This window comes from Aeromonas sp. 75A, assembly GCF_051919425.1.
GTDB lineage: Bacteria > Pseudomonadota > Gammaproteobacteria > Enterobacterales > Aeromonadaceae > Aeromonas > Aeromonas veronii.
Window position 1 is genome coordinate 956,909 of record NZ_JBQBES010000002.1, and the last position, 19,858, is coordinate 976,766.

The following is a 19,858-nucleotide window of genomic DNA, read 5'->3' on the forward strand; positions in this document are numbered from 1 at the left end:
CACCGGATGAAGAAATGGCCGCTGGCCGGAAGAATTCCGGTCAACCCCTTAAAAACAGTCGGAAAAGTGTGATACAACAAACAGAATTTTTTAAAGGAAACCTGTCATGACCGAGTTGCAACAGATCATTGAAGCGGCCTTCGAGCGCCGCGACACCATTACTCCGGGCTCCGTGGATAGCGCCACCAAGTCCGCCATCCTGCAAGCCATCGACCTGCTGGACTCTGGCAAGGCACGGGTTGCCGAGAAGATTGCCGGTAAGTGGGTTGTCCATCAGTGGTTGAAGAAAGCGGTACTGCTCTACTTCCGCATCAACGACAACGGCATCATCAAGGGCGACGATGCCCAGTACTACGACAAGGTTCCCCTCAAGTTCTCCAACTACACCGCCGAGCAGTTCAAGGAAGCGGGTGTGCGCGTGGTGCCGCCGGCAACGGCCCGCAAAGGCTCTTTTATCGCCCCTAATACAGTGCTGATGCCCTCCTATGTCAACATCGGCGCCTTTGTTGACGAAGGTACCATGGTCGATACCTGGGCTACTGTCGGCTCTTGCGCCCAGATCGGTAAGAACGTCCACCTCTCCGGCGGCGTCGGCATCGGCGGCGTACTGGAACCGCTGCAGGCCAACCCGACCATCATCGAAGACAACTGCTTTATCGGTGCCCGCTCCGAAGTGGTTGAAGGGGTCATCGTCGAGGAAGGTTCCGTCATCTCCATGGGCGTCTTCATCGGCCAGTCCACCCGCATCTATGACCGTGAAACCGGCGAAATCCACTACGGCCGCGTACCGGCTGGCTCTGTAGTAGTCTCCGGCTCCCTGCCCTCCAAGTGCGGCAAGTACAGCCTCTACGCGGCGGTGATCGTCAAAAAGGTCGATGCCAAAACCCGTGCCAAAGTCGGCATCAACGCCCTGCTGCGCTCCATCGACGAGTAATCAGCATTGCGGTGATGAAAGGGCGCCTTATGGTGCCCTTTTCATTTTGGCGCCCCTGTCACAGGCAAGCCATGAGGCATCGGTTAAGATGGATGGGACAGGATCGTTTCAAACCGAGGAAGCCTGATGTACGAGAATCTGAAGAGCCTGGGGATCCAGGATCCCGCCTCCGTCGACAGCTACACCCTGCGCCAGGAGGCCAACCACGACATCCTCAAGATCTACTTCAAGAAGCAGAAGGGCGAGTTCTTCGCCAAGAGTGTCAAATTCAAATACCCGCGCCAGCGCAAAACCATGCTGGTTGACTCGGGCACCCATGAGTACAAGGATGTCACCGAGATCAATGCCAACCTCAAATATGTGGTGGATGAGCTGGACAACCTGACCCAGGGCGTCCATCAGCAAGCCGACCCTGACATCAAGCAGAAGATCCTGCGCGACCTGCGCCATCTGGAAAAAGTGGTGCAGAACAAGATCAGCGAAATCGAGCGGGATCTGGAGAAACTCTAATCCCCTCGACTCGACAAAAGAGCGCCCAGGTGGCGCTCTTTTTATTGGCTGATTACTGGATGACTTTATCTGGCTATAAGGTTGATCTGGTGATGGTGTGCGATAAGGCGAGCGAGGCACAACGCCGACAGAGGGTATCCCGTTACACATCGCATCTTGGGCAACGAGACTCCTGCCGAGATCGATCTACAGCGACTCGCACGCTCCATAACCACAAATAGCAAGAGGGAGGCTTTCGCCTCCCTCTTCAAACACGCTGATATTCAGGCAACAGAATTAGTTGCTCTTCATCCAGATGTCCATGTCGGTTTTCAGGTTGTCGGACTTGGTACCGAAGATGGCTTGAACGCCGGAACCAGCCACTACCACACCGGCAGCACCCAGCTTCTTCAGACCAGCCTGGTCAACCTTGGCAACATCTTTCACGCCAACACGCAGACGAGTGATGCAGGCATCCAGAGAAGCGATGTTCTCTTTACCACCGAAGGCGGCAACCAGAGCAGCAGACATCTCGTCTTTGCCTTGGCCAACGGCCTCTTCAGCAGTCTCGTCTTCACGACCCGGGGTTTTCAGGTTCATGGCACGGATAACGAAGCTGAATACGACGTAGTAGATGGCCGCGTAAACCAGACCCAGACCTACCAGCAGCAGCATGTTGTCAGCACGCGGAGATTGCACCACGAAGTCGATGAAGCCGTTGGAGAAGGTGTGACCGTGTACGATACCCAGAGAGTTGGTCAGCACATAAGCCAGACCAGCCAGTACAGCGTGAATGGCGTACAGAACCGGAGCGATGAACAGGAAGGAGAATTCAATCGGCTCGGTGATACCGGTCAGGAAAGAGGTCAGGGCAGCAGAGGCCATGATACCAACGATCTTGGCGCGGTTTTCCGGCTTGGCAGCGTGAGCGATGGCGAACGCAGCAGCAGGCAGACCGAACATTTTGAACAGATAGCCACCAGCCAGCTGACCAAAGCCGTTACCGGCAGCGCGGGACGCGTCATCAGCAGTCAGGAAGCAGGTCATGATACCGTGAACAGTTTCACCGGCACCGTTAACGCAAGTACCAGCCTGATAGAAGAACGGTACGTTCCAGATGTGGTGCAGACCGAACGGGATCAGGGAGCGCTCAACCACGCCGTAGATACCGAAGGCCAGTACCGGGTTCTGGTTGGCAGCCCAGTCAGAGAAGGCACCGATAGCGCCACCAACTGGCGGCCAAATCACGGACAGGATCACACCCAGACCGATGGAGAGGAAACCGGTGATGATGGGTACGGCACGTTTGCCCGCGAAGAAACCCAGGTACTCTGGCAGCTGGATCTTGTAGAAACGGTTGAACGCCCAGGCAGCGATACCACCGGCCAGGATACCCCCCAGCACGCCGGTTTCGATGGTTTCAACACCCATCACAGGTGCCATGACCTTCAGGGTTGCGACCATGATGCCGTAGCCAACGATAGCTGACAGACCGGATACACCGTCGTTATTGGTAAAGCCCAGAGCAACACCCACTGCAAACAGCAGGGCCATCTGGCCAAATACGGAACCACCGGCTTGCTCCATCAATTGGGAGACAATTTCCGGCATCCAGCTGAAGTGGGCAGCCCCCACCCCCAGCAGAATACCTGCGACTGGCAAGACTGATACTGGCAGCATCAGCGCCTTACCAACCTTTTGCAGATTAGAGAAAGCATTTTTGAACATTGTGTGCGCTCCTGAATGGATTGTCGTCCCTGAACGATCTATCTGGATGAAATAAGGACTGATTCATTCAGATATCTTCGAGTCGGGCTTGTTTATTTTGACCATCAGAATATAACCCAGCGGGTCAAAAATTGCTGCTTTCGAAGGCGGGGGAATATTGAATTTGGAGGGAAGATCACAACTTGTTTAGCGGCTAAAAAACGCATCTAATACAAGTTAATAATCTGCATTGTCACTCTATTACAAAGACATATAAATAGCAGTTTCACTTTGTATTTTAATAATGCCATTTACATCAAAAAGCAACTCACTGTAACCAAATGTAACGGCGTGATTTTTATTTATTACAGTCTACCGATTAAAAAGGCCTCCAACAAGGGAGGCCTCAATAAATATATCTGACCAACAAAGAGTCGTATTATTCTATTTTTGCGAGCGCTTGACCGCATCAATAAACACGCTTTTTGCCTTGGTTGAACCGGCCCGTTCAGCCTCGTTCACCAGCTTCATCGCCTTGTCGATATCCCCCGCCTTGACCGCTTTTTCGATCTGGCTCTGGTAGAAGGCTTCTGTTTCACTCAGCATGGCAGGAGCAGGTTTGGCTGCGACCGCAGCTGTTGCAGTTGTGGTAACGGCTGCGGTAGTCGCTATCGCTGCAACCTGCTGACCCTGGCTCATGGCCACCTTGTCGGCATATTCGGGTTTGAATACCGCTTCAAGACCACTTCCACGGGCCATATCTTTGACTTTGATCTGCACCAAACCCCACGGGGAGTGCGGGATCACCGGATCCTTGATATCAGGCTCAACGGTACCATTAGCGCGAGCAAATGCTTTTGATGGATGCAGGATTGTTGTGCTGCCAGAGAGCTTATCCGCGGGCGCATAAACGATCATGTATGTTTCGCTGGCCGGGTTGCCAGGCATGCTGCGGTCAACAAAAACACGTCCTTCGATACGGTCGTTATCGAGCAAGTGAGCAGGCTGATAGCTGAATACTGACTCACCCAGGACCCGAGTCACCTTGAACTCGGCATCCAGCATAATGACCTTGGGCACCATCACGGTTTTACTCACCTGTGATGCCAGGTTGATCGCCAGATTGCCGGTGTTGGTCGGCAAGCGATAAGCAGCAAAGTAACTCATCCCCTCATCAAACTGAAAAGTGGGTTGCTTGCCATCAATGGCCAGCAAGGTCTCACCTTCAGGCAAGGGGGCATAACTGAAATCTTTAAACGCCACACAGCAGCTTGAGGCTTTGGCCAACGCTTGCTTGGCTTGATCTGCATCGCTCAAGATCGAGCCATGTTCTTCAAGAGGAACAACCATGTTTCCGGCACAACCGGTTAATAGCGCAGTGATTACGGCTGCAATAGACATCTTTACCCGTTTCATTTTTCTTATCTCCATAATCCGGTGGCCGTGATCCGGCGAAACAAAACTGCCCCCATAAGGGGGCAGTCACTAACTTAACTTAAACTTTTGCTTACCACCAAGCTTCTGCTTGAACACCAAATTGGTAGGTGTCTTTGGAGGTATTGCCTTCGAAGACTTTCTTGTCTTCGTCGTTAGCCAGATAGGAGGCGAACACACGGATTTCCGGACGGGCCCAGAAGCTGGAACCGGCAGACCAAGCTTGTGCCAGGGTCAGCTTGTAGCCAGCATCTTTGTCTTCGCTACCATTGGTAGACTTGTTGTTGTCCTTGAAGTAGCCGCCTTCAAAGATGGTCTTGTTGAAGTCATCCCACTTGTACATCGGGCGGATAACAGCGGACATGGTTTCGTACTTGTCGTTGCCGTCCCACATTTCGTTGCCTACACCGTAAACCAGCTGGTGACCCATCTCCCAGGAGTTGCCCATCGGAACAACGCCCCAGTTGATGATACGGAAACCATCAGCACCGTCTTTGGCTTCAGCGCCGTACCAGGAACCATCGCCATAGAAAGCCATGGTCTTGGAGTAACCTTCGGTACCGTATTGCAGCACGGTTTTGTTGAAACCACCGAGGATGCCTGCGGTCAGTTCAGCAGTCAGCATAACGCCGTCTTTCGGGTCTTTTTTCAGTGCTTTCTGATCATTGGTCTCATTGACCAGAGCGTAATCCACGCCCAGCTCCAGAGAAGCATCGGTCCACAGCGGGATGCCGGCATAACGCAGATCCAGAGTATTGACGTTCAGGTCTTCATTCTTGGTGTAAGTAGGCTCTTCGATGTAATTACCGGTCGGATTACCATTGGCATCCAAAACGGGTTTCTTAGTTACACCTGTTTTGGTGTATTGGCCAAACACATCGGCAGCGCTGCGATCGTTGCGTACCCATGCGAAAGAGACTTTACCCGGACCAGCCTGGATGCCTTCGATACCAGCACCAGCACCGGAGATGTTCCAGTAGTAGAAGTCGGAGATATGGATGTCATGGCGTTGATAGTAACGCTTACCAGCCCACAGGGTTGCTTCAGGAGCAAAGTTCAGCAAGCCTTTGGCTTGTACGTTGAACTGACGCAGAGCGAAGTCAGAATCACCATTGCACTGCTTGGCATCGAAGTTACAAACAGTACCGGTACCTTCCCAGTCGTTTGAACCGTTGGAAGCCATGGCAAACATGGAATCAACATAGAAAGTCTTGCCATCTTTGTTGAATACTTCCTGACCCAGTTGCACTTCACCGTAGGTATCATTTTCGTTACCCAGACGGCCAACTTTATTGACGTTGTATTTAACCATGTCGCCGTCGCCGGAAACACCGACGCCGGAACGGAAGTAACCGTGGAAATCTACGGCAAAGGCGGCTTGGGAAGCCAGGGCGGCAGTAACAGCTGCTGCAATCGGGAGCCACTTCATTTTCATTGTCATATTCCTTATTTCCCGCAGTGAGGAGTGTGATCCTGAATATTCAACTTCTTATCACCATGTAATCCTGTTGGTGATAACCGAGGTTGATTATAGGGAGCGTATTTCACGACAAATATGAAGCGACTCACAAAATGGCGACAAATCGCTCGGCAAACGATAGCCACAACACCTGCCAGCAAAAAAACGGCCAACAAGGCAACAGTTAACCAATAAAACCGCAAAACAAGCAACCACACCAAACCTGAAAGCGTTACCAGTAATTAATTCGCGACTGAACCAAAGTCGTTATTTTACGATCGAATGACAAAAACATGACTGAGATCGCTTTCAAGATTGAACTTTTATTTGGAGAACGGGTCTGCGGTGCGCTTGAAACCATTACGCCGATGGAATGCCAAAAGGGGAAAATATCCCTCCGCCACTATCGACAATAAGAGTGGGAAATATGCTTGCTGAGTGAGATGACATTTGTGCAAATAACAATCCCCTGCCGGTTAAGGATCAGGGGATTGATATGGCTCTTTTTCAGAGAATATTCAGGGCTGAATATCCCACTTTTTCAGCCAGCTGAGTGCCACCTGTTCGGGTTCATCGTGCACGGTAGCATCTAGCTCCAGCGGGGGAATCACTCGCGTGGCGCCCAGCTCTTGCAGCAATCCGTCCAGCCGACGGCCCGCGCCACAAAAATGGTCATAGCTGCTGTCGCCCATGGCAATCAGGGCATACCGCAGCCCCTTGAGCCAGGGCGCCTTGTCAGCCAGCTCGCTGGCAAAGGGCTGCAGATTGGGAGGAATGTCCCCCTGTCCTGTAGTGGCACTTACCAGCAATAAAAAACGGCCGGGGTCGATGTCCGCCAGCCGAGCTTCTTCGTGCAGAGAACAGTGATGCTCCTTGCGTTCCAGCTCATCTGCCAAGGTCTCGGCCACCAGCATGGCTGCGCCGTAGACAGTTCCTACCACGATATCGATCTGCGCCATTCTCCTCTCCCTGCTTGAGTCACTCTTTTGAGCAACTCTATCAGCAAGCTGGCGTCAGATGCCACCGGTTCAAGGCTGAGGATCAGGCGCTTAGTAGTCGCTCTCGCTGGCGGGCCAGCCCAGCTCGGCAAACAGGCGCAACACATCCTGACCGAGCGGCGCCTGGATCCGCATCGGCACCTTGAGCACCGGATGGGTAAAGCTCAGGGTGCGGGCCACCAGCAGCAGCCGTTCGCAGCCGAAGTGCTCGCGAAAAAAACGGTTGTGGCGCCCATCCCCGTGGGTGGTATCGCCCACAATAGGATGGAACAGATGATCCATATGGCGGCGCAACTGATGCTTGCGGCCGGTCTTCGGGAACAATCTGACCAGACTGTAGCGACTGGTAGGGTGCTTCTTGGAGACCGCGTGGGGCAGCTCGACCTTATGCAGGCGCCGGAAGGTGGTGACGGCATCCTGCGCCGGGCGATCCGGGTTGCTCATGGCATCGGCAATCTTGTCCAGCTGCTCCTTGAGGGGATAGTCGATCACCCCCTGCTCGGGCGCCCAGCCACGCACCAATGCCAGATACTCCTTGTGCACCTGACGTTGGGTAAAGGCTTCGGTCAGTGCGCGGGCAATCACCGGATCGAGCGCAAACAGCAGCACACCGGAGGTGGGTCGGTCGAGGCGATGCACCGGATAGACATGGCGACCACCGATGAGATCCCGGGTCATCTGCATGGCAAAACGGGTCTCGCCCTTGTCGAGCCAGCTGCGGTGCACCAGCAGACCGGACGGCTTGTTGACCGCCACCAGCCACTCATCCTGATAGAGCAGGGTCAGCTTCAGGTCACTCTCTTCTCGGGTTTGCGCTGGCATCATTGTTCGATCACTTTGCCGGAAAGCAGCAGATCGAAGCGGGCGATCAGGCGCAGCAGCGCTTCTGCTTCGGCCAGATCTTCTTTGTAGACTTCGCTGGCCATGGGATAGAGGGAGACGCTGGTGGGCAGCGGAGCCTGCAACATCACCAACTGCTCCATGCGCGGGATCAGCACGAACTGCAGCCACTGATCAAAGCTCAGGGTATCGACACAAAAAGGCAGGGTGCTTGCCAGGGCTTCGTCACCGGGATGGTCAGCTTGCCAGCGCTCAAGGCGCTGCAACTCGGCGGTGAGTTCCCCCAACAGGCCAGCTACCAGCAAATATTGATTCATCTCGCTCTCTTCCTCATAACCACAGATTGATCCGCTGACCCGACAGGGTCAGCCAGGATGCCGATACATTCGGTCGCGCAGCACCGGCGATTAAGCCTGCTCGTCGACATACACGGCAGCCAGCGCGGCCTGCCGACTTTAAAAAAGGGCGATACTATACACCTCCCCCCGCATGGCTGCCATGTTGATATCTGCCGCAACGCGCGTCTGCTGCCACTGGCTATCCTCGGCAAGGGCCTTATAATCGGCCCGCATCACCATTAGCCGGATCTCACCATGTCTGTGACGCCTACTGCCATCAATACCTTGACCGAATTTCTGACTCAGGCTGGCACCCAGTTCCAGCTGTTTGACATGGGCCGCCAGGTGCGGCCACTGGCAAGCGATACCTTTGTCCGCATCGAACAGCAGCAGGAGCCCTACCCCTGGCCGCTGCAGCAGCACGCCTGGCTGGGTGTGCACTTCTTCCAGCCGAGCGAGTCTCGCCACTACCTCTGGTTCCTCAAGTTTGCCCTCGATGAGCGCGGCCTGCTGATGTCAAATGGCCCCAAGCTGTTCATGGATCAGGTGGTGGAGACCCTGGGCTACAAGCTCACCGGCGATCTGGATGAAGAGAAAGCCCAGCGCTTGGCCGACAATCCCTACACCTTCCGCCCGGCGGAGTCCAAGATGGCCAGTCTGCATGCCAAGCTGGCGCGACAACTGGAGCAGGCCCCTTCTGCCTATTACGATGCCCTCTGCCACTATCTGGCCGCCCCCAACGACACCGGTTGGCAGACGCTGGGGCTGCAGGGCTTTGCCGACCTTGCGGAGCGGCTGCATGATGAGCGCAATCTGGCGCTGATCTGCAAGGCGCTGCCCAAACTGCCGCAAGAGCCGCTCTATGCCCTCTGCCAGAGCCTTGAAAACGCCCCGCTGCCGCCAGCAGTACAAGGCGCCCTGCTTGAGCGGATCGGCAAGGAGCAGGAGTGCGCCGCCCCCAACCCTGAGACCCTAGCCTACCTCTGCCGCGCCATGGCCTCCTGCCCCGGCAGCACTTTGCGCACCAACAAGCTGCTGACCCTGCTGCAAACCCAGCCGAGCCCTGCGCTGCTGCTCGCCATCGCCGGCCGGCTCTGGCCCGATCTGAAAGATGCCAATCTGCTCAGCCACTATCTGGAACAGCTGGCACTGCAACCGACCCAGTTCTTCAATCAGGTTTTTGCCGAGTTGGTCACTTTACCGGCCCTTCGCAATGATATGCTGGCCAGACTACGTGACCCCGACCGCAGCGATGCGCTGGGCAAGGCCATCGGCCGTCTGTTTGCCTCGGCCTGATCCCTCGCCTCCCCCTCACGCCACGAGGCAACACGGCGGGAAATAGAAAAGGAGATCGGGAGTGCCGAGCAGGACTCCCGGTTATCGACATCACGATAAGGAAGCCCGCCTATGGGAGAGATGCTCGGAATTTTGTTGCTGATTGCCGTAGCCGGCCTGTTCTGGCTGCAACGCCAACAGGCAGAAGTGGCCTGGCAATACATGCGCCGCTACTGCCAACACCATGATCTGCAACTGCTGTCGCTGGCTCGCCATCGGCGGGAGCTGGCGCATAATCCCCTGCGGCTGCTGACTCACTATCAGTTTGAATTCTCCAGCGATGGCGAGAGCCACTATCAGGGCACCCTCAAGATGCAGGGACTGCACATCGTGGGCGTCGATCTGCCCCCCCATCGCATCCCCTCTGCCTGATCCCCAATCTCGTCTCTGCACCCGGTTGCTGTGCCTGTCTATAATCTCAGGGATTAAACAAAGGGAGAGACGAGATGGAACCCCTTGTCCATGATCTGCCAGCCCTGTTTGCCCAGCTCGGGATGGCCAACGACGAGCTGAGCCTGCACCGCTTTGTGCACGACCATCACCTCGACAATGAGACCCTGCTGCCGGAGGCCGGTTTCTGGAACGCCGCCCAGGCCAGCTTTCTGCGCGACGCCCTGTGGAACGATTCCGACTGGTGCGAAGCGATCGACCAGCTCGATGTGATGTTGCGCCAGCCCCGCTAAGCCGCCCGCCCCTTTCCTCCCCTGATGGCTTTGGTTAAGATCCCGCCCCGATATCGATCCCTCCTTCTCACCCAGAGCATGCTTATGTCCGCCCACGAGATCATCCGAATTGCCAACGAGCTGGCCGCCAAGGGCCTGACACCCACCACCGCCATGATCAAGGCCCGCCTTACCCAGCCCGTGCCGATGGCAGAGCTGCTGAAAGTGCTGAGCCAGTGGAAGCAGCAGCCCGTCGCGACCGCCGAGAGCGAGATCCTGCCAGAGGCAGTGCCCCAGCCTGCACCGGAGCTCACCTTGCAACAACTCGCCGAACAGCTCGCACGCATCGAACAGAAGGTGGATCGCCTGACCGACCTGCTCCTCCAGCAGGGGCAAGGCTGAACCATGTATATCGTCGAACTCTGCTTTGAGTGCTACCGCGATACCTCCCTTGGCGAAGCCGAGCGGGCTATCGTCAACTACCTCGACATGCTGCGTTATCAGGGCCAGATCCTCGGGCGGGAGTTCCCCACCAGCATGCACGACGGCTATTTCGTCAGTCGGGTGGTCTGCCCGGAGCAGGATAGTTTGCATCCGGACAACCAGAGCGATCAGGTCAAGCTGGCCGAACAGCAGCTCAATCAGGCCGGACTGCTGGCGCCCAAACTCCAGCTGCAGGGGGCAGATTTACTCTCTGACAGCACCGACCCTTGCGGCGAGCAGGGCGAGCGGCCGAGCTGGATGCTGCTCTATACCAGCTTTTTGCATACCTGCTCGCCGCTGCGCTGTGGCGACCACTTCGCCCCCATTCCGCTCTACCAGCTGCCCGCAGTCGCCAACGGAGATCAGAAGCAGATCATCAAGTGGCAGGAGGATTGGGAGGCGTGCGATCAGCTGCAGATGAACGGCTCCATCGCCGAACATGCGGCGCTGCACGAAATCGGCGAAGTGGGCAGCCGGCTCTACCGGCGCGGCAGCGATCTGGCCAAACGGCTGGAAGTGCTGAGCGGCATCCCTACCTACTACTACCTCTACCGGGTGGGCGGGCTGAGCGCGGCCGAGGAGAAGGCGCGCCCCTGCCCCAGCTGTGGCGGTGAGTGGGCGCTGGCAGAGCCACTGCACGAGATCTTCGACTTCAAGTGCGACAGCTGTCGCTTGGTCTCCAACCTCTCCTGGGATTTCAAGGATTAAGCGCGTTCCCTGTACGCGATGCCATAAAAAAGAGCCTTGCCGCATGGCAAGGCGCTTTTTGTTTCGATATCTGTTCCGCCAAGCGATGGTGGCTCGGACAGACGCTATTGCGGCAACGTCTCCAACCGTTCAAGAAACGCCGGCAAGGAGGGAGCCAGCGTCAGACGGCGGCCTGAATCGAGCCACTCCAGCCACACCTGACCACTCTCGTTATCCAGCGAGATGAGCGTCATCTCGTTGCGGGTGGTGGCAATAAAGATGGAGGGGGTTCGTTTTAACTTGCGCAGCATCAGCAGGTGGCCGATGAGGTTCTCCCTGAGCAGGTCGAGATCCGCCTCGTTCCACGGCAGGATCAGTTCAAGGTGCAGCCCCTTGAAGAGGCAGGGGATGGGGCGGCTGAACCAGTGCCCGAACAGGGCAATGGCGCAGGGATGAATCGTCAGCTCAAGGGCATCGGCCATGGCCGTAAAATCGGCGGGTTCGGGGCGCTGGTGAGGGCGCCAGGCCACCCGACCATCGGCGGGCTCACCAAGCTGGCAGGGGGAACGCCAGTCCGCCTCCCACTCGCACAGGGGCAGGCCTCGTCTGGCCTCGCCATCCCGTTGCCAGCGGGCAAAAAAGTGCTCCAGGGCAGACAAAACTTGATCCGACATCGAAAATCCCCACAATTGCTGGCAAAGTCCGCTATTGCACCACCAAACCCGGTAACAGACAAGGTTGCCAGCCGACCTAGTGACCCGAGAAACAGAATCCGGGATACAGAGAGGCCAACGCCCAAGCCAAGCGGCTGCAACCATCCGGCCCTGCAATGGCCCGTTTCATTCCACTCATCATGAGCACATTACGTGAGCAACCCTGTGAGCAAACAAGATAGATACGCCGGAGCCAGCGCCCTGACCGGCCTGAGCCTGGGCCAGCAATCCGATTACATCAGCCAGTACACCCCCTCCCTGCTGCAGCCGGTTCCCCGCAGCCTGAACCGGGATGATCTCCAGCTGGGCGATGACCTGCCCTTCACCGGTTGCGATGTCTGGACCCTCTATGAGCTCTCCTGGCTCAACGCCAAGGGCAAACCGATGGTGGCGGTGGGTGAAGTGACCATCCCGGCCACCAGTCCGAATCTGATCGAATCCAAATCCTTCAAGCTCTACCTCAACTCCTTCAACCAGACCCGTTGCGACTCTATCGAGACAGTCGCCGCCATGCTGACCAAGGATCTGAGTGCCTGTGCGGGCGAGACCGTCAAAGTGACCCTGTTCCCCCTCGACAAGGCGCCGCACCAGATTGCCCAGCTGCCCGGCGAGTGCATCGACGAGCAGGATATCGAGGTAGACAATTACGAGTTTGATGCGTCCCTGCTGCAAGGTGCAGCCGGTAGCGATCAGGTAGAAGAGACCCTGCACAGCCACCTGCTCAAATCCAACTGTCTGGTGACCAGCCAGCCCGACTGGGGCTCTGTGGTGATCCGCTACAAGGGGCCGAAACTCGATCGGGAGAAGCTGCTGCGCTATCTCATCTCGTTTCGCCAGCACAACGAGTTCCACGAGCAGTGCATCGAGCGGATCTTTATCGACCTCAAGCACTATTGCCAGCCTGAGCAGTTGACCGTCTATGCCCGCTATACCCGCCGCGGCGGCCTCGACATCAACCCGTTCCGCTCCGATTTCGAAGCCGTGCCCGCCAACCTGCGTCTGATCCGCCAATAAAGTCGAGCTGCGACAGAGAGGGCAGGTACGCTGCCCTCCATGACTGGCAAAAGGCTTCAATTGATGCTTTACGCAGCAGGGATAAGGGGGCTGGATAATAAAATCCAGACGAAACCCACTTGCCGGCCACCAGCAAACCACAGTAAACGCTGGACTCGCAGGGGGGGGCTTGGATAACATGCCAACACCTCTGCGCCGTCCTTAATCCAATGAATCAACTGTTTTTTCTGGCCATGATGATGTCCTCCCTGTCAGCTCCGAATCTGGATCTGGACAAGGAGCAACTCTCTATCGATCTGCAACAAGCGCAATCGATGGTACTGACCGATCCTGCCAGATGCGTCCAGATCACCACCGCCTTCCTGACGCGCGCAGCCAATAATCCCCAGCAAATCATCAGCAATCGCCAGGAGTTCGGTTATCGCGAGCCCATCCTGAGTTACAGCACGGCGGCCCAGACTATAAGCGCCCATCTGCTCAAAGGGGAGTGTCTGCTGCAACTGGGCCAATATCAGGCCACCCAGCAAGCGCTCGACAAGGCGATGGCGCTGGCAGACAAAGAGCGACAACCGGAACTCAAGGCCCACGGCCTCTATCTCAAGATCCGTAGTCAGGCCCTCAAACCGGATAACCAGAGCACCAGCCGCGCCCTGATGGATCAACTGGACGAGCAGCTGGCCGTCCCCACGCTCAAGCAGAGCCAGCTCCAGATTTATGGCCGCCTGCAACGCACCAGCTACGACATCGAGAACCAGCACTTCGATGATGCCAAGGCCCACTTGGCAGATGCGCGGATCTGGGCCGCCAAGACCCCCAATCCCCTCGCCAGTGCCTGGGTCAGCGCCATCAGCGGCGATCTTTATCGCGCGCTGCAGCAGCCGCAACTGGCGCTGGGGGAATATATCGATGCCCAGCAACAGGCCAAAAGCCTCAATGACCCGCTCTTTCTCGGCCTGCTGTCGAACCAGATAGTGAAACTCTACCAGCAGGAGCAGGAGCCCCAGAAAGCGCTGCAGTATGCCAATGAGGCGGCCAACTACTTCCACTCCATCGGCAACCCCTCCCTGCTGTGTGACTCCCTGATGGTGCTGGCGCGACTCAATCGCGAGCAGGGCGACCTCAATATGGCGCTGGTCTACTTCTTCAATGCGCTGGATCTGCTCGATGAGGGGAGCAACCGACCACAAGCCTCCCTGCTCAAATACGAAATCGGCAAAACCTACCTGCAAAGCGGCAACCTCTCGCTGGCCAGCAACTACCTCAATGCGGCCCGTCAGTCCCACGAGCTGAGCGATGCCAAAGAGCCGCTGATCGATACCCTGCTGCTGCTCGGCGAGCTCTATCTGAAGAAGCAGGAGGCCGCCATCGCCATCTTGCAGTTGGAGAACGCCCGCGCGCTGGCCAATCAGCTCGGTGATACCCGCCGTCAGTACGAGGTATTCCGCCTGTTGTCGCTGGCCTACGAGCAGAAGGGGTATCTGCGTCAGGCTCTCGACAGCTACAAGCGCTTCCACCGTCTTGGCGAGGAGGTGCGCCAGCAGGAGCAGGCCATGGAGCAAGCGGCGATCCGTGACAACTATGTCCAGGTCGAGCGGGTGCAACATATCAAGGAGCTGGAGCAGCGGCTTAACAACAGCCAACATCAGCAGGAGCGCTATCTCTGGTCGAGTATCACCACCAGCCTGCTGCTGGCGCTCTTTATCTACCTCTTCTTCACCCTCTGGCTCAAGCTGCGTACTGCCCGCCTGCAACTGAAACGGACCAATGAGGCCCTGCTGATCGAGCCACGCTCGGGGCTAGCCAACTGGCAGCGGCTGATGAACCGCTGGCCGCGGGAGATGGCAAAGCGCCAGCTGAAATCGGATCGCTGGTACCTCAGCGAACAGCCCTCCAGCGAGTTCGATGACAAGCTGCACTATCTGCTGTTCCGGGTGCCTTTCCTGGTCAACACGCTGGAGCGCCACGGCTATCAGGCCAGCAGAGAAATCGAGCAGGCCTTCGGTGCCTATATGGACACCCTGACCCCGCAAGATGGCCGTATCTATGACTTGCGTGAAGGACACATGCTCTATGTGGTGCCACAGCGCCACGTCACCAACCTGCATCAACTGGCGGGAGACCTGCTGACCGCCATCGCCGCCTTCCCTTGCAACTATCCGCTGGATCGCCGGATCAGCCTCGGGATTGTCAGTCACCCCTTCCTGCCGAAAGCGGCAACCGCGCTCGATCACAATGGCCTGTTTGACCTCTGCTATCTCGCCCTGTCGGGAGCCATTCAGCTCAGTGAAAAATGCCAGCAAAACGCCTGGTTGGAGCTCGCGGCGATCGATTGCCAACAAGCGGCATTTTTTAATGGAGATGTGTGGCAATGCGGCCTGATGGCAATTGACAAGGGACTGGTAAAAGTCAATTCTTCTCATGAAAAGCAATGGGTTAATTGGCCCAGCCTTGCAAGGAAGCCGGCAGCCGATAACCACCAGGAAATAATGTAGATAACAGGCGAGGATCGAAACCAAGTTCGACCACTGTTGCTATCCAACACCAAAAACAATAATGACAACAGGGCGACCTGATAATGAATGACATCGCTGCCGTAGCAGGACAATTGGCAAGACTCAGGGAATCCCTTCAGCAGAAACAGCTGGAACTCGACGGCGTACTGTCGTTTTCCGATGCAGAGCGTGCTCGCGGTATCCAGTTTATCAACAAGTTGATGCTCTCCTGCCGTGGCTTCGACCGCGAGCTGGACAATCGCTTCGCCAAGCTCAAGCAGAAACTGGATAACAATCCCGCATTTACCGCGCTAGACGAGGATCTGCTGGCCATTGAAAAACTGCTGCAGCAGCACAGCAATGCGCTGGAAGAGTCGATCACCCTGACCCAGACCGCCATCGAACTTGGTTCCAAACAGCTGAAAAACATCAAGGGCTTCCCGGAAGAGACCCGCAAGTCCCTCAAGGAATTTCTGGCAAGTCCCGCCGGTTACGGCATTGCCGATCACCAAAAGAAGGTGATCAAGCTGCTGGAGTTTTACCAGCAGGCGATCAAGATCCAGCTGCTGCCAAGCCAACCCCTGTTGGCACCGTCAGGTGCAACTCAACAAGAAAGTGATACTGCCAACAACGATGGCCAACCCGATGTAGACCCGTTTGATCTCAAGGATCACGCCCGTATCGCCGATGAGCTGCAGCGGCTTATCACCGAACTCGACTTTGCCGGCGCCATCGGCGAGAGCCTGAGCGACATTCGCCGCCAACTGCTGATCGGGATCAACCCTGCCCTGCTGGCGGAAACCTGCCTGCAGGTGATCGAGCTCATCATCGAAGGCACCCGTGAGGAGCGCAAAGCCTCCCGCGCCTTCCTCAGCTCCCTCAACGAAAGCCTGTCTGCAGTACATGTCGGCTTTACCGAATCCCTCGATGAGGGGCGTGCGCTGCAAAACGAAACCCGAGAGACCCGCGAGGCGCTGGTCAACGAGTTGCAGGCGATCGATCACTCCCTGGCCAGCCATAACTCCATCGATGCGCTCAAGCGCGCCATCTCCGGCCATATGGGCGCCATCAACCTGCTGCTGCAGGAGCGTGACAGTACGGCGGCGCGGGAGCGTCACCTGCTCACCCGCCTCTCCACCATGGAGTCCAAGCTGCGCTTGATGAAGGAGGAGACCGCCGAGTACAAGAAGCGGCTGACCATTCAAAAACACAAGCTGTTCCTCGACAGCCTGACCCAGGTACACAACCGGGCCGCCCTTGATGAACGGCTGGAGCAGGAGTACAAACGTTGGCTTCGTTACCGCACTCCGCTCTGCATGGCGATCATCGACATCGATCACTTCAAGAACATCAATGACAACTACGGCCATATGGCGGGTGACAAGGCACTGAAAGTGGTCGCCAAAGCACTGCAGAGTGCACTGCGTGACACCGACTTCATCGCCCGCTTTGGTGGGGAAGAGTTCGTGGTGTTGCTGCCCAACATCAACCCGGACAAGTTCCAGAAGCCGCTGGAGACCCTGCGCCAGACCATCAAGAGCATCCCGTTCCGTTTTCGCGATGCCAAGGTGGAGATCACCATCTCCATCGGTGCAACCCTGTTCAAGGATGGGGACAACCCGTCAGATGTGTTCGAGCGGGCGGACAAGGCGCTCTACCACTCCAAGCACACCGGTCGGGATCAAGTGACACTGGCCTGACAAGCGGCTAAAAAAACAGCGAACAGTCGTCGCCCTATTTCCCTCCACCCTCTGTTACCACTACTATCGATCTCAGGGGATGCAACATAGCGTCCCCTTTTCTCCCCAGGGAAAAACACAACGATAACAAGTGAGTAAAGGGGAACCTATGATTACGCACATCAATCCCGTCGGCAGCATGGATTTGCTGTCACAGCTTGAGGTGGATCGCCTCAAGCAGACTGCCTCCAGCGATATCTATCAACTGTTTCGCAACTGCTCGCTGGCAGTGCTCAATTCCGGTAGCCATACCGACAGCTCCAAGGAGATCCTGGAGCGCTTCAAATCGTTCGATATTCATGTGATCCGGCGCGAGCGCGGGGTCAAGCTGGAACTGTTCAATGCCCCCGAGCACGCCTTTGTCGATGGCGAGATCATTCGCGGCATTCAGGAGCACCTCTTCTCTGTGCTGCGCGACATTCTCTATGTCTCCAATCAGCTCGAGTCCAACCGCCAGGTCAATCTGACCAACTCCACTCATATCTCCAACGTGGTGTTCGCCATTCTGCGCAACGCCAAGGTGATCCTGCCCGGCGCCGATCCCAACCTGATCGTCTGCTGGGGTGGCCACTCCATCAACGAGATCGAATACCAGTACACCCGCGCCGTGGGCAGCGAACTGGGCTTGCGTGAGCTGAACATCTGTACCGGCTGTGGCCCGGGTGCCATGGAGGGCCCGATGAAGGGTGCCGCCGTCGGCCATGCCAAACAGCGGGTACGCAACGGCCGCTACATCGGCCTCACGGAGCCTTCCATCATTGCGGCCGAACCGCCCAACCCCATCGTCAACGAGCTGGTGATCCTGCCGGATATCGAGAAACGGCTGGAAGCCTTCGTGCGCCTCGGCCACGGCATCATCATCTTCCCGGGCGGAGTCGGCACCGCCGAAGAGCTGCTCTATCTGCTCGGCATCATGATGCATCCGGCCAACGAGCGGCAACCGATGCCCATCATCCTGACCGGCCCGAAAGAGAGTGCCGACTACTTCCGTGCTATCGACGACTTCATCAAGGCGACCCTCGGTGAACCGGCGACCAAGCTCTACCGGATTATTGTCGGCGATGCACCGGAAGTGGCCCGGGTGATGAAAGAGGCGATGCCGAAAATCCGCGAATACCGCAAATCGGTCGGCGATGCCTACTCCTTCAACTGGTCCCTCAAGATTGAGCCGGAGTTCCAACTCCCCTTCGAGCCGGATCACGCCAGCATGGCCAGTCTGGATCTGCACCGCAACCAGCCGCCCCAGTTGCTGGCCGCCAACCTGCGTCGTGCCTTCTCCGGCATCGTCGCCGGCAACGTCAAGGAAGGGGGCATTCGCGCCATCGAGAAGAAGGGCCCCTTCAAGCTGCACGGCGACAAGGAGCTGATGCACCTGATGGACAAGCTGCTGGAGAGCTTCGTCAAGCAGCAGCGGATGAAGCTGCCGGGCAGCCAGTATGTACCCTGCTACGAAATCGTCCGCTAGGGTACAGATACATCATCGACAGAGGGGCGCATCGGCGCCCCTCTTTATTGGCGCTATGCCTTCCCGACTGCCATCAATCCCCCATAAGGCGAGCGGTTTGTTACAATGGGGCGTCCCGACCGCCATCAATCCCCCATAAGGCGAGCGGTTTGTTACAATGGGGCGTCCCGACCGCCAAGAGTGCCCCATGTCAACTATCCGGCCACACCTGCTCATCATCGATGCCCTCAACCTCATTCGCCGTCTGCACGCGGTACAGGCCCAGCAGGCACTGACCCCTGCCCAGGCGCTGGTTGCAACCCGCGCCAACCTTATAAATACCTGCCGCAAGCTGCTGGCCAATAGCGAGCCGACCCATGTCATTGCCGTGTTTGATGGCGAGGTGCATAGCTGGCGCAAAGAGGTCTATCCGGCCTACAAGGAGGGGCGAACCCCCATGCCCCCCGAACTGCGTGAAGGGCTGGCGACCCTGCAGGATGCCTTCTGGGAGTGCGGTGTCGATGCCCTGCTCTCCGAGACCGATGAAGCGGATGACCTGATCGCCACCCTGGCCAGCGGCATCGCCAGCCATGGCCATCAGGCGACCATCATCTCCACCGACAAGGGCTTCTGCCAACTGATCTGCCAGCAGATCCAGGTGCGCGACTACTTCAACAAGCGCTGGCTGGATGCGGCCTTCGTCCAGCAGCAATATGGGGTAGCCCCTGCTCAGCTGGTCGACTTCTGGGCCCTGACAGGTATCAGCGGTTCCAATATCAAGGGGGTTCCGGGGATTGGCCCCAAGACCGCCACCCAGTTGTTGCAGCAATATTGCAATCTTGCAGCCATGCTCGAGGCCTGCCAGCAAGAGGATGCAGCCAAGCCACTGATCAAGCTGCGCCAACATCAGGATGAGGCCCTGCTGGCCCAGCGGCTGGTGCGCTTGCAGCGGGATATTCCGCTGGGATTCAACCTGCGGGACATCCGCTACCCGCCCCAGCCGGACTAAAGTGCCGAACAAAAATGCAGGCAAGGGCGTGAACCATGACGAGACTCACCCTCGCTGTTGATAAAAGTGAGTAGAATGTAA

The 19,858-nt window shown here is 57.1% G+C and carries 19 protein-coding genes; 12 read left to right on the forward strand and 7 right to left on the reverse strand.

Annotated elements, in window-relative coordinates:
* The first annotated feature begins 106 nt into the window (after window positions 1-106).
* Together dapD and ACTG2T_RS04180 are read left to right on the forward strand one after the other, a co-directional pair.
* Window positions 107-934, forward strand: coding sequence for a 2,3,4,5-tetrahydropyridine-2,6-dicarboxylate N-succinyltransferase (gene dapD / locus ACTG2T_RS04175; protein WP_330124042.1), 828 nt, complete (start codon window positions 107-109; stop codon window positions 932-934).
* 126 nt (window positions 935-1,060) lie between these two features.
* The gene (locus ACTG2T_RS04180; protein WP_005338583.1) at window positions 1,061-1,444 is read left to right on the forward strand and encodes a DUF3461 family protein; all 384 of its coding nucleotides are present in this window, start codon (window positions 1,061-1,063) and stop codon (window positions 1,442-1,444) included.
* 276 nt (window positions 1,445-1,720) lie between these two features.
* Here ACTG2T_RS04180 and ptsG read toward each other — a convergent pair whose 3' ends face one another.
* The 6 genes from ptsG to ACTG2T_RS04210 form a co-directional block, all read right to left on the reverse strand.
* Window positions 1,721-3,151 (reverse strand): PTS glucose transporter subunit IIBC, encoded by a 1,431-nt coding sequence (ptsG, locus tag ACTG2T_RS04185; protein WP_005338586.1) that lies wholly within the window; start codon window positions 3,149-3,151, stop codon window positions 1,721-1,723.
* A gap of 423 nt (window positions 3,152-3,574) precedes the next feature.
* Window positions 3,575-4,546, reverse strand: coding sequence for a MalM family protein (locus tag ACTG2T_RS04190; RefSeq protein ID WP_330124041.1), 972 nt, complete (start codon window positions 4,544-4,546; stop codon window positions 3,575-3,577).
* Window positions 4,547-4,637: 91 nt separating this feature from the next.
* Window positions 4,638-5,999: a maltoporin gene (locus ACTG2T_RS04195; RefSeq protein ID WP_108612675.1), complete on the reverse strand. Its 1,362-nt coding sequence runs from the start codon at window positions 5,997-5,999 to the stop codon at window positions 4,638-4,640.
* Between the two features lie 542 nt (window positions 6,000-6,541).
* Complete coding sequence (locus ACTG2T_RS04200) at window positions 6,542-6,982, reverse strand: flavodoxin (protein ID WP_330124040.1); 441 nt, start codon at window positions 6,980-6,982, stop codon at window positions 6,542-6,544.
* 90 nt (window positions 6,983-7,072) lie between these two features.
* The gene (gene truC / locus ACTG2T_RS04205) at window positions 7,073-7,846 is read right to left on the reverse strand and encodes a tRNA pseudouridine(65) synthase TruC (RefSeq protein WP_076492940.1); all 774 of its coding nucleotides are present in this window, start codon (window positions 7,844-7,846) and stop codon (window positions 7,073-7,075) included.
* The gene (locus ACTG2T_RS04210; RefSeq protein WP_005338596.1) at window positions 7,843-8,178 is read right to left on the reverse strand and encodes a YqcC family protein; all 336 of its coding nucleotides are present in this window, start codon (window positions 8,176-8,178) and stop codon (window positions 7,843-7,845) included. Before ACTG2T_RS04210 ends, truC begins: the two co-directional genes overlap by 4 nt.
* A gap of 276 nt (window positions 8,179-8,454) precedes the next feature.
* Between ACTG2T_RS04210 and ACTG2T_RS04215 the strand changes: the two genes are divergently transcribed.
* The 5 genes from ACTG2T_RS04215 to ACTG2T_RS04235 all read left to right on the forward strand — a co-directional run bounded on the left by ACTG2T_RS04215 (window position 8,455) and on the right by ACTG2T_RS04235 (window position 11,387).
* A complete protein-coding gene (locus ACTG2T_RS04215) occupies window positions 8,455-9,495 on the forward strand; it encodes a DUF3549 family protein (protein WP_330124039.1) in 1,041 nt (346 codons plus the stop codon).
* A gap of 111 nt (window positions 9,496-9,606) precedes the next feature.
* Window positions 9,607-9,906, forward strand: coding sequence for a DUF3301 domain-containing protein (locus ACTG2T_RS04220; protein ID WP_047435589.1), 300 nt, complete (start codon window positions 9,607-9,609; stop codon window positions 9,904-9,906).
* A 74-nt stretch (window positions 9,907-9,980) separates the two neighbouring features.
* Window positions 9,981-10,217: a DUF2789 family protein gene (locus ACTG2T_RS04225; protein WP_005338602.1), complete on the forward strand. Its 237-nt coding sequence runs from the start codon at window positions 9,981-9,983 to the stop codon at window positions 10,215-10,217.
* Between the two features lie 84 nt (window positions 10,218-10,301).
* Window positions 10,302-10,598 carry a DNA-binding protein gene (locus ACTG2T_RS04230; protein WP_005343755.1) on the forward strand — a complete coding sequence of 99 codons (297 nt, stop codon included), beginning with the start codon at window positions 10,302-10,304 and terminating at the stop codon, window positions 10,596-10,598.
* A 3-nt stretch (window positions 10,599-10,601) separates the two neighbouring features.
* Window positions 10,602-11,387: a Zn-ribbon-containing protein gene (locus ACTG2T_RS04235; protein WP_330124037.1), complete on the forward strand. Its 786-nt coding sequence runs from the start codon at window positions 10,602-10,604 to the stop codon at window positions 11,385-11,387.
* A 104-nt stretch (window positions 11,388-11,491) separates the two neighbouring features.
* On the opposite strand, the gene syd is transcribed toward ACTG2T_RS04235, so the two are convergent.
* The gene (gene syd, locus ACTG2T_RS04240) at window positions 11,492-12,040 is read right to left on the reverse strand and encodes a SecY-interacting protein (RefSeq protein ID WP_330124036.1); all 549 of its coding nucleotides are present in this window, start codon (window positions 12,038-12,040) and stop codon (window positions 11,492-11,494) included.
* 204 nt (window positions 12,041-12,244) lie between these two features.
* Between syd and queF the strand changes: the two genes are divergently transcribed.
* The 5 genes from queF (at window position 12,245) to xni (ending at window position 19,777) form a co-directional block, all read left to right on the forward strand.
* Window positions 12,245-13,093, forward strand: coding sequence for an NADPH-dependent 7-cyano-7-deazaguanine reductase QueF (queF, locus tag ACTG2T_RS04245; RefSeq protein ID WP_330124035.1), 849 nt, complete (start codon window positions 12,245-12,247; stop codon window positions 13,091-13,093).
* Window positions 13,094-13,302: 209 nt separating this feature from the next.
* A complete protein-coding gene (locus ACTG2T_RS04250) occupies window positions 13,303-15,585 on the forward strand; it encodes a tetratricopeptide repeat protein (protein ID WP_330124034.1) in 2,283 nt (760 codons plus the stop codon).
* A gap of 83 nt (window positions 15,586-15,668) precedes the next feature.
* Complete coding sequence (locus ACTG2T_RS04255) at window positions 15,669-17,285, forward strand: GGDEF domain-containing protein (protein WP_139477604.1); 1,617 nt, start codon at window positions 15,669-15,671, stop codon at window positions 17,283-17,285.
* A 148-nt stretch (window positions 17,286-17,433) separates the two neighbouring features.
* Window positions 17,434-18,789 carry a nucleotide 5'-monophosphate nucleosidase PpnN gene (ppnN, locus tag ACTG2T_RS04260; RefSeq protein ID WP_005338611.1) on the forward strand — a complete coding sequence of 452 codons (1,356 nt, stop codon included), beginning with the start codon at window positions 17,434-17,436 and terminating at the stop codon, window positions 18,787-18,789.
* A 187-nt stretch (window positions 18,790-18,976) separates the two neighbouring features.
* Window positions 18,977-19,777: a flap endonuclease Xni gene (gene xni, locus ACTG2T_RS04265; protein WP_330124033.1), complete on the forward strand. Its 801-nt coding sequence runs from the start codon at window positions 18,977-18,979 to the stop codon at window positions 19,775-19,777.
* The last annotated feature ends 81 nt before the right edge of the window (window positions 19,778-19,858 follow it).